We start from the raw sequence: 16567 nt of genomic DNA, 5'->3' as shown, positions 1-16567 counted from the left end.
CACAGGGTTAAACATTTAAGCATTACAAAAACTTTTCCGAAATAAATTACTCAACAGGAACCCGGGTGCCATCTGACAAACATCTGAATAAGTTGTCGCCTGAGATAAGCAATCCCTGGGCTGTTTTACCGTCTTCACGGATTTCCACATCAGCTGAAATTATCTTCCCGTCAAAGGAAGTATTGATCATCACTTGTTCATTATGCCCTAAAACCATTCTCTTCAGCCCATTTGTGCTTAAATAATTATCAACAAAACCCTGAGTCAACTCATTATCAGCGCCTTCCGGATTCATATACCCTCTGTACCATTGTGGACCAAAAGAGCCCAGTACAGCCTCTTCAGGGCTCCCGGATTTTATCAAATAATCGGAATTTAAATAGTTTTGAACGATTGTGTTTACCTCTGAAACAGCAATGCCCAAGGCTTTGAACCGGGGCGAAATTCCGGCATGCAGAAACAAGTAATCATTAATCCTCGCCACAACATTTTGTTTGCGCAACCATTTGCCCAGCACAGTATTTTTCTCATATAGCTGAAAATAATACATCTGCATATAATCAGTAAAATAACTGTATTTATAATTCAAATACCGATGATCACCTATTAAGGCCATAATTTCATGATTACCAAGCAAAACATGCACATTACCTCCAGCCTTACGGGCCTGAATTTCCAACATATACAAGAACCATAATGTTTCAGTAACCATTTCCCCTCTGTCGAAAATATCACCCAATAAAACAAGCTGACCATTTCCAAAAATCCAGTTTTTATCCGAATCAACTATTTTATTATTAATCAAAAGATGAAGAAGGGCCTTGTACTGGCCATGGATATCGCCAATAACAAAAATATCGCCGGAAGTTTTTATATTCCATGGATTTGCCGAATATGCATGTCGTAACGGGTATGTATTAGAGTCCCATCCTATTCCATCGGCGACTGTATCTGTAATTCCTGTTTCAATGGTTTTCTCAATAAGGCGGGTTAGGTTTTGGGGCTGAATGCGTTCATAATAAGTCAAAACAAGACGTGAACTGTTTTCCCAAAAAATATAAGGCCCATCCTGCATGGAAGGAACGGACACCTCCATTTTCTTTTTCTTCTCCATTAAAAGCAGGTAGTTATACAAGGGAGATAAACCGGAAAGGAACGCAAAATCGCTGGCTTTTTTCCCTTTTAAATTTTCATGCAGCGGATTAGCGCCTCTGTCAATAAGAATTTTACAAATCTCAGGATTGTCAAATTCTGCAGCATAAATCAACGGAGTATTGCGTTTGCCATCAGACTTATTTACATCAGCCCCGTATTCAATCAGCAATCTTAAAATTCTGCTGCGCCGGTATTTTACCGCCCAAATAAGCGTTGAATGCGCCCCTGACAAAAAATTCGGGTCGGCTCCGTTTTTGAGCAAAAACTCGCTGATTACAAACTGATCGAAAACAATGGCATAAAACAAACCGGTTTTACCGTTGCTAAACACACAATTCGGGTCTGAATGGGTTTTCAGGTAGAGCTGCAACAGCTCTACATTCCCCTCTTTAATGGCTTTGATTGCATATTTTTCATCCTTTTCCATCCCCAATGCCAAACTTGTGACGCAAAACAGCAAAAAAACTATCCATATTCCGGCAACAACCTGTTTCATCTTCCTGAACTTAGTTGTGCAACACCCTTGCACGATCAATAAATTCCATTTTAATCAGCCGGTCATTATTTATAATATCATAAAACTCATCCAGATAACTGATTATTTGCTTTTTTCTGTCACCATCAAGCATTTCAAAATTTTCAAACAATTGATAAATCTCCTGTTTTCTGGTCTTAAACTGATGAATAGCATAAAGAATGACTTCAGGTTGTTTTTTAAATCCCCGGTAAACCCTTTCTGTTACTTTTTCAGTATGAATTAATGGATGAGGAACTGCATAAACAGCCGATATCAAACCACTCCAGTCAAAATCATAGGGTACAGCCACGGGAGGTAAACTGCGTGATGAATCACTGATTAGGATAATATTGTGTAATTCATAAGTTGAATAATCTGTATTGCCAATCATGTATTGAAACATATCCATCAAGCAGGTATGGAAAGGATTCAACCGGAATGGATTTATCTTTTTTTCCTCGATTTCAACTGCATGCAGCCGCTCTGCCAGATGCTTTTCACGTTCGATAAAAAAGGCAAATTTTCTGATTGAATCAGCTTTCTTGTCAGTATAAATGTAATCGATAATTGCTGGTCGCACCCTGAAAGAGCTATCGGTCAATATATTAAAGGCGCGGTAAATTAAATATTCGATTATTGTGTTTTGTTCATTAAAATCAGGCTTATTACAATGGGTTACAAGTTTAATAGCCCTTTGCCCCTCAAAAGGCGTGTTGGCGGTCTCCTTTTTGGGAAACTGAACACGAAGCGGGGTAAAACGGCAGACATCGTTTTCACGGCGGGTTTTTCCACGGGTCCGTATCTTAACATCCATCTTACGCGTAAATCCTGCATTATCGGTTAGCGTAATTTCTGCAGGAAAGTAAGTAGAATCATCCTTCACCGAAAATACGGTTTTAAAATCAGCTTCTAACCTCAGGTTCAGTATTTCATCAGACTGAAACAGCATCATAGCTTGCCCTGTCTTCTCTTGCTGAGCTTTTATATTGCCAAAGCAAACAAAGCCGGCTAACACAATTAAACCTAAAGTTTTATTCATAAACAAACCCCTTAAACTAGTTCTTATTTGAATGATGAACATAATATTAACCGTTAGCTGGCTAAAAAGTTGAAAATGAACTGTTCAAAAATATAAAAGCCCTCTTTACTGAACTTATTTTTATTATTTTTGACCATAAAACTTCTTTGCAATATGGGGAAAATTAATGAACTTCTGATAACTGAAGCAGAAAATTACATTTCGTCAATAATGGCTGAAAAACTTTCTGAAAAGATCATCTTTCATAATTTCAACCATGCCCAGCTCGTAAAAAAATATGCCGAAATAATCGGCAACCATGCCGGCTTTACTACTGACGAGATGAACACTCTCAAAATTTGTTCATTGTTTCATGACGTGGGATACGTCAATTCATATCATACAAACAAAGAGGAAAGTGTAAAGATTGCTGAATCGTTTTTATCTGAAAATGGCATCGACAAAGAAACAAGTGAATATATTTCAGCAACTATCAGATCAACGCAAACACCTCAGCAACCAACAGATAAAGTAGCTGAGGTACTTTGTGACGCGGACATGATGTATATTGCCACTGAAAGTGCCATTGAACAATTTGATTTACTGATTGAAGAAACCGCTCTTCAGCAACCAGATATGGCCCGACGCCAGGGGCATGAAAAAAAATGTTTAGAATTTCTGGCAAACCACACCTATTTTACTGAATATGGGAAGACGATTCTTCAACCATTAAAAGAATCAGCTTCAAAACGGCTTTCAGAAAGAATGAAACGAAGAAAGATGCTTGAAATTAAAAAGGAGACTACGGAAAAAAAGAGCGTTAATTATTCGAGAGGAGTTGAAACCTTATTCCGTTTGACCGCCCGCAATCAAATCAATCTGAACTCAATTGCAGACAACAAATCCAATATCCTCATTTCAGTAAATGCCATTATAATATCAATTATCATCACGATGCTGGCTGGTAATATTGGCAACATGGCATCAGATATTCTGCCAATTCTTGTATTTCTGGTTATTTGTTTAATCACCATTATCATTGCTATTTTATCAACCCGGCCCAATATTGTGAAAACAAAATTTACTGAAGAAGACCTGCGCAATAACAATGTTGATTTGATTTTCTTCGGAAACTTTATCGATATGGAATACGAAGAGTATCATAAAGCCTTAAAAAATATGTTTAAAGACGATGAGCATCTTTATTCCACCATGATAAAGAACCAGTATTCGTTGGGAAAAATTCTGGCAAAAAAATTCAGGCTCGTTAAAATCGCCTACAATGTATTTATGATTGGCATCATAATTACAGTCATTGTTTTTCTGGCAAACCTTGTTTTTATGAATGCGACTGCATAGGTCGCAGTGGTTCGTACACTTCAATCAAACGGCTGAAATGCTTGAGTGCTTTACCTTTTTGCACTTTTATGGTCAGCAGGAAAAACTACTGCTATGTTTTAACCAATTCCAGGTCTCAGACATAGAAAACGAAAGAATTTACGCCACTCTTTACAGACTCTTCAGAATGAGACACTGTAAGCATGCAACCATTCCAAACTTCAACACAGTACTATAAAAAAATTACTCGAACATCTCCATTACTTCGCTGGCACTCAGTCCGGAAAGAGCACTGTTAGCTTTAACAAAAGCCTGCGCCAGACTGGTTTTCCGTTCCTGCAGACGTAATATTTTCTCTTCAACTGTATCCTTGGTAATAAAACGGTAAACAAACACGTTTTTGTCCTGGCCTATACGATGCGCCCGGCTGACAGCCTGCATTTCAGCTGCCGGATTCCACCATGGGTCGAGTATAAAAACATAACCGGCTTCAGCCAGATTAAGCCCTACTCCGCCTGCCTTTAATGATATAAGAAACAAACGGATACTTTTATCAGCTTTAAATTCATTTACTACTTTTTCACGCTTATGAGTGCTGCCCGTGAGCAATGCATAACGAATACCCATATCGTTGCACCAGGTTTCAATCAGTTTTAAGTGTTTTACAAATGAGGAAAAAACAAGAATCCTGTGATTTTCGGCCAAAACCGTTTGAAGCTTTTCGGTTACTTCATCAAATTTACCACTGCCCGTGTTGAGCGATGCATCTACAAGTTTGGGGTGATTAGCAATCTGCCTCAGTTGCATCAAAGCCCTCAAAACCATAACGGAAGGATTCTCAACATTGATATCATCACCTCCTGAGAGGAAGTAATTGCGTATTTTTGATTTTTCACGTTCATACATTTTCTGTTGTCCGTCGTCCATGTTGCAAAAACTAACGGTTTCAGATACCGGCGGCAGGTCGGCAGCAACCTCTTCCTTGGTTCGGCGCAATAAAAATGGTTCAATTATTTTCAATAAATCAGCCCCAATTTCATGCTCAGGATTATCAGCCAGAACAGCAGCATAGTGATTGGTAAAATCGTGAAGACTTCCCAGCAACCCCCGATTCAGAAAATCCATTTGTGACCAGAGATCGGTCAGGCTGTTTTCAACAGGTGTACCTGTTAACGCAACCCTGAAATAAGCATTCAACCTGAAAGCTGCTGTGGCCGTTTTTGAGAGCGCATTCTTAATGTTCTGACTTTCGTCAAGAATAACATATCCAAACTTATAACCCTCAAGAAAACCGATATCGTTGCGCAAAGTGCCATAAGTTGTCAATATTATATTGTTTCGCTTGAGTACATCAGCCGAAAGCTTTCGGCCGGCTCCGGTGTGCACATACACTTTAAGTCCGGGCGCAAAACGCATAATTTCATATCTCCAATTATGAATCAATGAAGCCGGCATCACCACCAGGCTGCATGGATGTTTTTCTGAAGACACTTTCACCTGCGGTTTTGGAACAATAACATGAAAACCGGCTGGCTGCTGCCCGCCAAACAAATCAAGCTGCGTTCCATTTCCTTTTGATTGAGCAGGCAAAAGAATATCATCACATGAGTTTTTGTCCATCCATGGCTCATAATACGAAACCAGTAATGCAATAATCTGGAGTGTTTTACCCAAACCCATATCATCAGCAAGCAAACATCCAAAACCCTGACGACCAAGCCTTTTCATCCATCCAAAACCATATATCTGGTAGGGGCGCAAACTCACATTTTGAAGCGGAGGAAGGGTGAATGATTCCTGAAGGGTTTCATTGGAAATCAAATCATCAATTTCCGGAAAATTAAACCCGCGCAACAATCGGTAATGATGTTTTTGAAGACTCAGTTTTTCATTTCGTATCCTTGCAAAAAGCATTACTTCACGATAACGCGAAAACCATGTATCGGGTATTACAAAATATGCGCCATCGGGCAATAGATAAGCCTTGCGGTTTGATAAAATATGTTCTCTGAATTTATAAAAAGGAATAGAAAAAGCACCTGTCTGAACAATAGCATTTAAATCGTACCAGTCATTATCTGTTTGCAACGATGCTTTGAAAGAAACAGGCTCAAAGCAGTATTTCTCTTCTCCCGGCTGAATAATCTCAAACCCATGCACGGCAAGTATTTGCCTGTTTTGTATAATCCAATTTACCGTGTCAAAAATGGTCGCAGGCCCGCCTGCTGAATTCAACCTGAAAACAGACTCAAACTGCAGAAGACCAAGCGACTTTAAAAATTCAATCTTTTGTTTCTCCACTGCAGACTTGCGATGAAGGCGATGAAACACAAAACCCTTTTTATCAGAACTAAGCTCAGTAATAACCTGTTGAGGATAATTGGCCAATAATTGCTTTTCACCATAGCCAAACATGAGTATCAAACCTGTTTTTCCCTGCCAGTCGTTCTCAAGCAACAACCGGGCCTGGGGCAAAATATCACTTTCGAAAATACTGAAGCCTTCAGCTTCAATCTGACACCGATTTACAATCTTCTTAATAAATGTACCAAAATACTGCGCTTCCATGCGCTTGGGTATTTCAATAAACTCTTTTGACAGAAAAGGCAGCAGTAACTTTCCATTGATACTTTCATCAAATGCAAATAACCGGTTGTTTGAAATATACAGGCAAGGTTCACGGGTAAGAATGATATTTGAGGGATGCTGAAGGTTTACCTGATGACCTTTTAAAAAAGCTTCGAACGTGTAAAGTGTCCCATTTTCAGTCTGTTTGAATTTCAATCGTGCTTCAGCTACTTCCTGGTAAATATGTATCTGATCTTCGGTATAAAGATTGGGCATTTGCCTGCTGTCAAACAACTGCAGTTGATGCTCTTGCATTAAACTAATCATCCGAAACAGCGCTTTATCAACCTTAGTCCGGATAACCTCTTCTTTCAGTTTCTTATCCACCTTTTCAAAAAAAACTGCTGGTGAAACAGCTTTCTTTGAAAATGTTGAAACCAGTTTCTGAGGCTCAATAGACTCTGATAATGCTACCATTTCCTCTGCTATCGCTTTAAATTGCACAGGAAAATCCTTACTTTGAGAAGTAAGTCGTTCTTTTACAGTATAATAACCGGCCTTATTCTGAACGCACACATAGGGATAAATAGTAAATCCAAACGGAATTGCTGTCTTGAGAATTCCAACCAGCACATCATCTTCAACCATACAAAAAAGTAATTCAGCAAAAAAGTAACTATATCGTTCTATTTAATCATCAATTGGTTTGTAACGAAAAACCGGTGATCAAAAACCAGGGTAATCATGAGCATTTTCGGCCCCATCATGGCAGTAAATTCATGCTCATTTCTCCCGGAGGTAAGATTATGTAACTCGCCTTCATCAATGATTATCCCGGCTTCAGTTGACACAAAATAGTTAACCGGCACAACATCTCTCAGCTCAAAAAGAGCAGTAACTATGTTGTTCTCAACATCATATTTCAATGCACATGCATAAGGATTATCGCCTTTGATCTCCTGCTCATCCACAGAATCGTTTCTATAAAGTTTTACAGCATAAATAACTTCACTCGCGCTGGTTTCGCTGGTTTGGTTAAAACTAAAAGGATTTGAAAGCGGGCTGCCAATACCACCTAACACATATCCGGCAATGCAGGTATCAGCCTGTATTTCGTCAAGCAAAATGATATCGCGTTCGGTGTGAGGCAAATCATGGTTTAATATAAACTCAGCACCCGTTGTATTAAAATCAGGCATCTCAAAAGGCAACTGAAACTCCTGGAACGAACCATCAGCCTTACAGTTTAAGCGGCTTATCGTATTTACAAAAGGCAAAAGGCTATCCTGATACAAAGTGTCATTTCGATAAAAGTAATAACCTATGCCTCCAAAAAACAAATAATTCATTTCATGACTGCCTGAGTTAAAAAAGCTGGCTTTTGCTGTATGGTAATTGCTCAGGTATTGATTAAAGTCTGTTCTGGGTTTAATGGCACTATTTGTAATTTCGACAGGATGAAAAAAAGGCAAATCAGCATTAACCTGAAAAACACCTGACGAAATAATATATCCTTTTGTTCCATCAGGGAAAATGCGGGGAAGCAGGTTATAGTCGCGACGCCGCAAATGTATCGGATCGGCCAATGCTGAATAATTGCTGAAACCGGGCAGCGCATTATGATTATTAAGCTCAAAAAAGCTCACCTGATTGGTATATTTCTGAACGTAACTGGGATGTCCCATTGGGTTATAACGGCCATTAAACCGCTGACCACCAGCCAGTACAAAGCTATCCCCTATTTTGCCCAATCCTCCGCCGGTCACAGCAAAAACACTATCAGCCATTTGCTTAAAATAGTTATTGAATGGCAAACCATTGATTACAGCGTTAACAACAGATGAAACTTGTATGGAAGTAAGGTTCGGGAAAGTGATATAGCCTCCGGCTGTTTGTGAAAACCCATAACCTCCTATAAGATAAAGTGTATCGCTATCCTGATAAAAATTAATGTTGGTTGATTGCAACTGTTCAAAAATTCCGGCTGGCAATACATTTAAAGGAGCAACCCAAAATTGCCTTGAGGCCACATCAATCACATAAATATCGGCATTGCCTTGCGACTCAGGGAAAGCATTAAATGGTTGCCGCGCATGAATACCATCTTTTCGGCCGCCCACAACCAGCCATTTACCATTATGTTGTGCATAAGCATAAGAATGTAATCCGGGCAAACCAGGAATATGAATTTCCTCAAATCCAATTGCATAACTCCATGTTTTTTGTGCATTCAAGTTCATTGGAAACAAAAACACAAATAGAAATAAACAAAGGCTGTTTATACCCGAAAACAATCTATTTTTTATCGACATTTCAACTTTTATAAATTACCAGGTATTGATTTAGAACCAAAAAGACAACCATAAACTGGCCTGCCCGACAATTTGAGGCAGTGAATGAATAAGTTAATCCGAAATTTACATTTTTTGATCACCGGTAAAGATAAAAAAAATCAAAGCAATGAGCCGGCAACCGCATGACAAGCCCAATAATAAAAATATGAAATTTCGGAATAAATCATGATTGAGCAAACGAATAACTAATTTTGTGAGCCATGGAACAGGAAACTATCCATTTTAACATTTGAATCAATCAGCTACTAGATCATGACATATAACTTTGATGAAATTATTGACCGCAGCAACACTTCATGTGTAAAATACGATTTAAGGCAATTGTTTTTTGGCGATAAAAATTTGATTCCCATGTGGGTTGCCGATATGGATTTCCGCACGCCTGATTTTATTATGGAAGCCATTCGGGAACGTGCCAAACATGAAATTCTGGGGTACTCCATCCGTCCTGAAAGCTATTACACTTCATTGATTGAATGGATAAAACGCCGCCACAACTGGAAAATTCAACAAGATTGGATTGCTTTTTCGCCAGGGATCGTCCCCGCTGTAAACATGGCTGTGCTTGCATTTACCCGGCAACGAGAAAAAATTATTGTTCAGCCGCCTGTATACTTCCCGTTTTTTGATGCTGTAAAAAAACACAGGCGAAAGCTGGTATTCAATCCGTTAATCATGGACAACGGCCGATACCGAATGGATTATGAAAACCTGGAAGAGCTTTGTCGCGATGGAGCCAGAATGCTTATTATAAGCAATCCTCATAATCCGGGCGGCAATGCATGGACAGCCGGCGAACTCAAAAAAATGGCCGACATCTGTCTTAAATACAATGTGCTGATAATTTCAGATGAAATTCACAGTGATTTGGTAAACCGAGGTTATCAACACACTGTTCTGGCATCCATTTCTCCTGAAATTGCAGCCCGAACCATCACCATGAATGCGCCCAGCAAAACATTTAATATTGCCGGAATGGCAACATCATCGGTTATCATCAGCAACCCTCAGCTAATGAAAAAGTTCCGGAAAATACTTGACGCCCTGCACATCGACATGGGCAATATTTTTGGGACGGTGGCTTCCACGGCTGCCTATACACATGGCGATGCGTGGCTTGAACAACTGCTCGATTATATTGATGGCAATATCAATACACTTATCAATTTCACACAAAAACATCTTCCCGGCATCAAAGTAATTCGTCCGGAAGCAACCTATATGGCCTGGATGGATTTCAGCAGCACCGGCATGAATGACAAGGAATTGAAAAAGTTTATGATCGAAGAAGCCAGACTCGGCCTGAACGAAGGCGTTCAATTTGGCATTGGCGGGGAAGGTTTTATGCGGATAAATCTCGCCTGCCCTCGTGCAACCCTTACTCAGGCGCTTGAACAGCTTAAAACGGCATTTAACTGCTCAGAAAAATGACACTTTTTGCAATTTTGCCTATTTTTGTAAAAAAATAAGCCGTTTATGGCACGCAAAAACCGGAAACAGGAAGATATTATCCGCGAATCGCATGAGCGAAGCAGAAAGTTCGGTATAAACAAAGAACAGGTTTATCCATCTCAAATACTTCAGGGAGAAGCGCGCGAGGCAGTGTTGAGAGAAAGCCAGCATCTGATTGAAGTAGCAGGCCCGTTTCTCGACCTCCTGTACAAATTTCTGGATGGCTCAGGATTTATTGCAGTACTTACCAACTACGAAGGTTGTATCCTGCGTATTACAGGAGATGAAACACCTGTAAAAGCTGCCGCAAAACTAAACATGGTGGTTGGCGCCTTTATGAACGAAAAAAGTATCGGCACCAATGCCATGGGAGTGGCCATCAGCGAAAATGCTCCTGTTCAGCTTTCATCTTCCGAACATTTTATCAACGCTTACCACCAATGGACATGCTCTGCTGCTCCCATTCACAATGAAGACGGCCAGATAATTGGCACTGTCAACCTGACCGGAAGCAGCGAACTTGTCCACCCGCATACATTGGGACTTGTTGTAGCAGCAGTTACATCCATCGAAAATGAACTTCAAAACAAGCTCAATGAACAAAGGCTGAAAGAATCGGTCAGATTTATAAACACTGTTATGGACAGCCTGTCACTGGCCGTAATTTCGCTTGACGATTCAGGATATATTCGTTCAGCCAATAAGATGGCTCACAAACTACTTAAACAGCCTAACGACAGCCTGCCGGGGATAAAATTTTCGGTCATTCTGCCTGAATGGCAAAAATACCTCAACATGGTCAGTTCAAACCGGATTGTCATGGATGAAGACATTAACCTGAAAACATCCGCAGGCAAAGAGGATTTTAGCATGAATGCCTATCCGATTACACTACCCGATGGCCGCATTGACGGAATGGTTATCAGCTTCCGGGAGATGAAACGTGTGTACAAGATAGTAAACAAATATATGGGCATGAATGCCCGTTACACATTTGAAGATTTAATAGGAGAAAGTGACGAACTGAAACGCGTGGCCGAATATGCCCGAACAGTGGCAGACAGCCCTTCAACAGTTTTGATTACCGGCGAAAGCGGAACCGGCAAAGAAGTTATTGCCCAGGCCATGCACAATTACAGCAGCCGTGCTGACAATGGTTTTGTTGCTCTCAACTGTGGTGCTATCTCGCCTTCTCTTATTGAAAGTGAACTGTTTGGATATGACGAAGGAGCTTTTACCGGAGCTAATAAAGGCGGGCGTCCGGGCAAATTTGAACTGGCTCATGGAGGCACTCTTTTTTTAGATGAAATTGGTGAAATGCCTGTTGAGATGCAGGTGAAACTGCTCCGAGCCATTCAGGAAGGAGCCATTACCCGGGTTGGCGGAAACAAGCAAATACCTGTTGATGTACGCATTATTGCAGCAACAAATAAGAACCTGAAAGAAGAAATTGAAAAGGGAAATTTCAGAAGCGATCTTTTTTACAGACTAAGCGTCATTCCTATACACATTCAGGCTCTTCGTGAACGGCGAGAAGACATCCCCATTTTAATCCAGTACTTTCTGCATCTGAAATCAGTTAAACTTAAAAAAGCTGTTCCTGAAATCGGAAAACAATTGTTTATTGAATTAACTCACTATAACTGGCCAGGCAACATCAGAGAACTTGAAAATTTTATTGAAAAATTTGTAAACCTGGGCGGAGATCTTTCCTTTGACCCCAACTCTTTCTCCATGCAAACTTCGGGTAATCATTCTCCGGTTGAAAGGGAGACAAGCAAATCAAATGTTGTTTCAAGCCTGGCAATTACCGAAAAGAATGCTATTGAACAAGCACTTACCATATACACCAACAACATCAGCCACACTGCCAAAGCTCTCGGTATCAGCAGAAATGCGCTGTATGAGAAAATGAAAAGGCATGGCATTACGCCTGTTTAATGAATAGAACAACTGTTAAACAAAAACTCTTCTTTGTTTTAGCAGGAAATTTCTAATCGACACACAATTTTTTGAGTTTTGACAAGCTGCCAACAAAAACATTTAAATCCACACCACCGGTAATGCCATTAATTTTTGCCTTATCGGTATGTTGCCAGAATTGCCATTTGCGATGACTTATACTAGGCTTTTCTTTATAATAATGAGCAATCCACAAGGGGTAATCTTCAAAATCATCGGCAAGATATTTATTGTAGAACCCCGGGCTTGTATAAATAATTGGTTTTATTCCATAGTGTTCCTCAATCAGTTGGCACCATTTAAGAGCGCCATCCACGATGACCTTTTTTGACCTGCGGTTACTCACTTCAATGTCAAGAACGGGAGGCAAATCACCCGGCTCCAGTTTTACCTGATTTATGAAATTTTTAGCTTGTTCAGCAGCATCCCGTGTTGGATGAAAAAAATGATAGGCACCTCTGAGAATACCAGCGTCTTTTGTTTTTTTCCAGTTTCTGGCAAATTCCCTGTCCTGCCTTGTGATACCTTCCGTAGCTTTTAAAAAAGCAAAATCGATGGTAATGCCATTCACATTCATTGTATCAACTTCGGCCCAGTTGATGCGCCCCTGATGATGAGAAACATCAACACCATGAACCTCATAGCCAGCAGGAACAGGCACTCCGAAGTTCTTAAGATTATGATATTGCTCAGCCTCCGAAAATGAAAATCCGCTTTTATAAAGGGTAAACAAATAACGATAAACAGAAGGACCGGCAGCAATAGCCAAAATCAGAAACAACCCGGCAAACAGTAGCAACTTGATTGAAACTTTTTTCCTGCTTTTTTTTCTTGGCTTTGGTATCAATTTGGCAGAAGTTAATAAAATTCAACAAAGCCGCATGCATGGCGACTGAAAAGAAAAAAGGAAAATCGCACCTGTTACTTTCGCAGCTCCAGAACGATGGCCGAACGGGGCTGTAGCTTTATTTCAGTGCTTAAACTTACTGTTCGACCATTTAAAACATCAAATCCAGCAGAATAACCACTCATGCACTCAGCAAATCGCCGGGTGGCAAGCGTCTGCTCCTGGGTGTTCCGGTTAATTACAACCATAACAGTTTGCTCACCGGCAGTTCTAAAATAAACATAAACCCCGTTTTCTGGTACAAAATGTTTAAGCGTTCCCTGTGTAACAGCCTTGTTATTTTTACGCCATTGCAACAGTTTTTGCATATAATCGAATGCCTCATTCTGCAGGTCTGTCCTTCCTGCCCGGGTAAAAGCATTGATGGTATCAGCCGGCCAGCCACCCGGAAAGTCTTTTCTGACTTCTCCATGATTCACACCGATATTTCCATCCATTAACAATTCAGTACCATAATAAATCTGAGGAATTCCACGGGTAGTCAATAAGAACGTCAGAGCCATTTTAAGAGCAGGCAAATCTTTTCCAATAGAGTTAAAATACCTGTTCAGGTCATGGTTATCGAGAAAAATAAGGTTTGAGTAGGGATCGTGGTATAAAAAATCCTGCGACAACACATAATACAATCGGGCCATTCCTTCCGACCAGCCTTCATTTTCGGTAAAAGCCTGAGACATAGCATTACTCAATGGAAAATCAGTAACAGAAGGCACTCCCGAATTATAACCATCGCCTACTATTGCATCTTTCTGATAATAGGCTGTCATTGATTCTTTTTGCAACCAGGCTTCGCCTACCAGGCTAAAGTCAGGATATTCGTCAAATACCCTTTCTGACCATTCGGTCATCATCTCCTTGTAGGGATAGGGTTGCGTATCAAGGCGAATACCATCAAGACCGGCAAATTCAATCCACCAGATACTATTTTGAATCAGGTACTCTTTCAACAATGCATTGCGCTGGTCAAGGTCAGGCATATTGGTATCAAACCAACCCTGCAACATAAGTGTTTTATCGGCTTCAGATGCATGAGGATCTGTCAGGGATTCAGCTCTGAAGTTAGAGCGGGTATATTCAGGAAACTGATGAATCCAGTTTTTCATAGGTAAATCGTTGATAAACCAATGATTGATACCACAATGGTTGAAGACCATATCCATGATGATTTTCATGTTTTTCTGATGCGCCTCATTTACCAAGGCAACATAATCATCATTGGTTCCATAACGTGCATCAATTTTGTAAAAATCAGTAATGGCATAACCGTGATAAGTTAAAGCCTTGTTGTTGTTTTCCAGCAGTGGATTTATCCACAGTGCAGTAACGCCCAAATCTTTTAAATAATCCAGATGTTTCCTGATTCCTGAAACATCGCCCCCATGCCTGCCCAAAGGGTTGGAGCGATCGGCTTTCTCAATCATCCCCGGCATATTGTCATTATCAGGATTTCCATTGGCAAAACGATCTGGCATTAGCAAATAAACCACATCTGAAGCAGTAAAACCTTTACGCCCGGCAGAACCTTCTGAGCGTTGCTTGATTTCATACCTGTACGAATAAACTGTTTTCCCTTTGGCCGTAAGCTCAAGGTTAAAAGCCCCCGGTTGAACCGACTTATCGAGCAACAAGTTCAAAAAAATATAATTAGGATTTTCAACCAAAATCTGCTCCTGAACAGACACTCCAGGATAATTGATTTCTGCTCTTAACCCTGCAATGTTCTTTCCATGCACCAATAATTGAACTTTATTATTGTTCATGCCTGCCCACCAAAATGGTGGCTCAACGCGCAATTCGGCTGAATTCTGAGCCTTAACCAGTGCAGGACCAAGTAAAAAAATACATAGAAAAATCCAAACGATGGACTTTTGAATATTTGTTGAGCGAGCGTTTTGCATAAATAAACAGCTTATTAATTAATTGTTAGCAACTTACTAAAATAACGATTCTGACATCAAAAGTACAAAAAAATACAAGTGAGAATGGCTCGAAATGAATACTTGACGAGCAACTGCAAAACAGATAATCAGGATAAGAAAAAAGCCTTTTACGGTAGTTGCCTGTATGAACTGCATTCATCCAGACCTTATAGGGCTATATCAATTTTCTGAGTTTTAACCTGAAGTCAAGCGATTTGCCATTGCGACTTAGCAGTAAGTTAACTTTAACCCCTTCACCTGCACTTAATTTCCGGTTAATTTCCCCCAGATTCATATTAAAGGTAAAGTGACCATCAATCCCTACCAGTATATCACCAGCTTTAATTCCGGCATCGTCGGCAGGAGAGCCGGGGATTACTTCGCTGATTTCAAACACATTAAACATTGCCCCCATTGACCGAAGAGTTATCCCACTCATATTGTATTCAAAAGGATCGCGAAATTTACCTCCCTTTTGCAGTATCATATGCTCATTGGAATAATCAAAGGTAACTTTAAACCTGGCTAAAGCTCCGGCACCAAGCGTCCCATTTCTATTAAGCCTAAGACCTGCACCTCCGGGCAAGTAGTCATCAGTAAATGAAGTTAATACATTGTCAAGTCTGTAATTGCCCATCATCAGCCAACCAGTCCTTGCAAAAGAACCTTTCATGTTTCCGGCAAGTCCTTTCCCAATAATTGCTTCAATAGATTTGGCGGGTTTGTATCCGCCCAGGCTTTCATTTTCAAGCAGTAACGGATGATTGGCTCCGGAATCTATCATTAGCCACACATCAATAATCGACAAATTGTCAAGCTCTACTCGGGCTGTCATATGCGGTTTGCCCCTGCTAATGCTTATAGGAATAACTTCAGCTTTGGCCGGAATTTTATAATGTGAAGGCCTGGTAAAAGTAAGTACGTTCCTATCGTAGTTTGTTGTTACAACAAGATTTCTGAACTTCTCAAGCCCGATAAGACCATCAACCTTGGTTCCGATATAACCTTCGAGTGAAAAATAGTCTTCGTTGAGCAAAATAAGATTGGTAAGCGCAGAATTTAAGCCCTTTATTTTAACTTTAACCGGGCTGGTAACACAAGCTTCAAGAATTTCAATTGTGCCGGGAGCTGAAATCCTGAAATTACGGATACAACGGCCCGCAAGTTGGCCAACAAGATTCATATCTGTAATAATCAATCCCTCAACCCCACTATCAAGAATAAGCCTGACAGGAATAGAATCATTAAACACAGCCTTAACAATAACTATGTTATCAAAATTCTCAAAGTCCAACGTGGACTTATTTTTATTAAAAGGAAGGTCAAAATAGTTGTATTGAGCAGAGGCTGATACAGTCATCGACCCTAATATTACCA

10 protein-coding genes are annotated in these 16567 nt (G+C 40.2%); 3 read left to right on the top strand and 7 right to left on the bottom strand.

From position 1 onward, the window contains the following. Positions 1-46 precede the first annotated feature (46 nt). Positions 47-1651, bottom strand: coding sequence for an ankyrin repeat domain-containing protein (locus H6541_01140; GenBank protein ID MCB9014368.1), 1605 nt, complete (start codon positions 1649-1651; stop codon positions 47-49). Between the two features lie 10 nt (positions 1652-1661). Then, complete coding sequence (locus H6541_01135) at positions 1662-2711, bottom strand: hypothetical protein (protein ID MCB9014367.1); 1050 nt, start codon at positions 2709-2711, stop codon at positions 1662-1664. A 153-nt stretch (positions 2712-2864) separates the two neighbouring features. Here H6541_01135 and H6541_01130 point away from each other — a divergent pair, with 153 nt between their 5' ends. Continuing rightward, positions 2865-4049, top strand: a complete 1185-nt coding sequence (locus tag H6541_01130) for an HD domain-containing protein (GenBank protein MCB9014366.1) — start codon at positions 2865-2867, stop codon at positions 4047-4049. A 222-nt stretch (positions 4050-4271) separates the two neighbouring features. Here the strand turns inward: H6541_01130 and H6541_01125 are convergent, their stop codons facing one another. Together H6541_01125 and H6541_01120 are read right to left on the bottom strand one after the other, a co-directional pair. Continuing rightward, positions 4272-7244: a DEAD/DEAH box helicase gene (locus tag H6541_01125; GenBank protein ID MCB9014365.1), complete on the bottom strand. Its 2973-nt coding sequence runs from the start codon at positions 7242-7244 to the stop codon at positions 4272-4274. 38 nt (positions 7245-7282) lie between these two features. Then, positions 7283-8836 (bottom strand): hypothetical protein, encoded by a 1554-nt coding sequence (locus H6541_01120; GenBank protein ID MCB9014364.1) that lies wholly within the window; start codon positions 8834-8836, stop codon positions 7283-7285. Positions 8837-9202: 366 nt separating this feature from the next. Between H6541_01120 and H6541_01115 the strand changes: the two genes are divergently transcribed. Next, positions 9203-10381 (top strand): putative C-S lyase, encoded by a 1179-nt coding sequence (locus H6541_01115; protein ID MCB9014363.1) that lies wholly within the window; start codon positions 9203-9205, stop codon positions 10379-10381. 45 nt (positions 10382-10426) lie between these two features. Continuing rightward, positions 10427-12343, top strand: coding sequence for a sigma 54-interacting transcriptional regulator (locus tag H6541_01110; protein ID MCB9014362.1), 1917 nt, complete (start codon positions 10427-10429; stop codon positions 12341-12343). A gap of 52 nt (positions 12344-12395) precedes the next feature. Here the strand turns inward: H6541_01110 and H6541_01105 are convergent, their stop codons facing one another. The 3 genes from H6541_01105 to H6541_01095 form a co-directional block, all read right to left on the bottom strand. Continuing rightward, entirely contained in the window at positions 12396-13163 is a 768-nt protein-coding gene (locus tag H6541_01105) for a glycoside hydrolase family 25 protein (GenBank protein ID MCB9014361.1), read from the bottom strand. A gap of 122 nt (positions 13164-13285) precedes the next feature. Beyond that, positions 13286-15169, bottom strand: coding sequence for a glycoside hydrolase family 13 protein (locus H6541_01100; GenBank protein ID MCB9014360.1), 1884 nt, complete (start codon positions 15167-15169; stop codon positions 13286-13288). Between the two features lie 196 nt (positions 15170-15365). Continuing rightward, the gene (locus tag H6541_01095; protein ID MCB9014359.1) at positions 15366-16550 is read right to left on the bottom strand and encodes a PDZ domain-containing protein; all 1185 of its coding nucleotides are present in this window, start codon (positions 16548-16550) and stop codon (positions 15366-15368) included. Positions 16551-16567: the final 17 nt, after the last annotated feature.

The sequence above is a fragment of the Lentimicrobiaceae bacterium genome, from assembly GCA_020636745.1.
Classification (GTDB): domain Bacteria; phylum Bacteroidota; class Bacteroidia; order Bacteroidales; family Lentimicrobiaceae; genus Lentimicrobium.
This window is presented reverse-complemented; position numbering and strand designations above follow the sequence as displayed.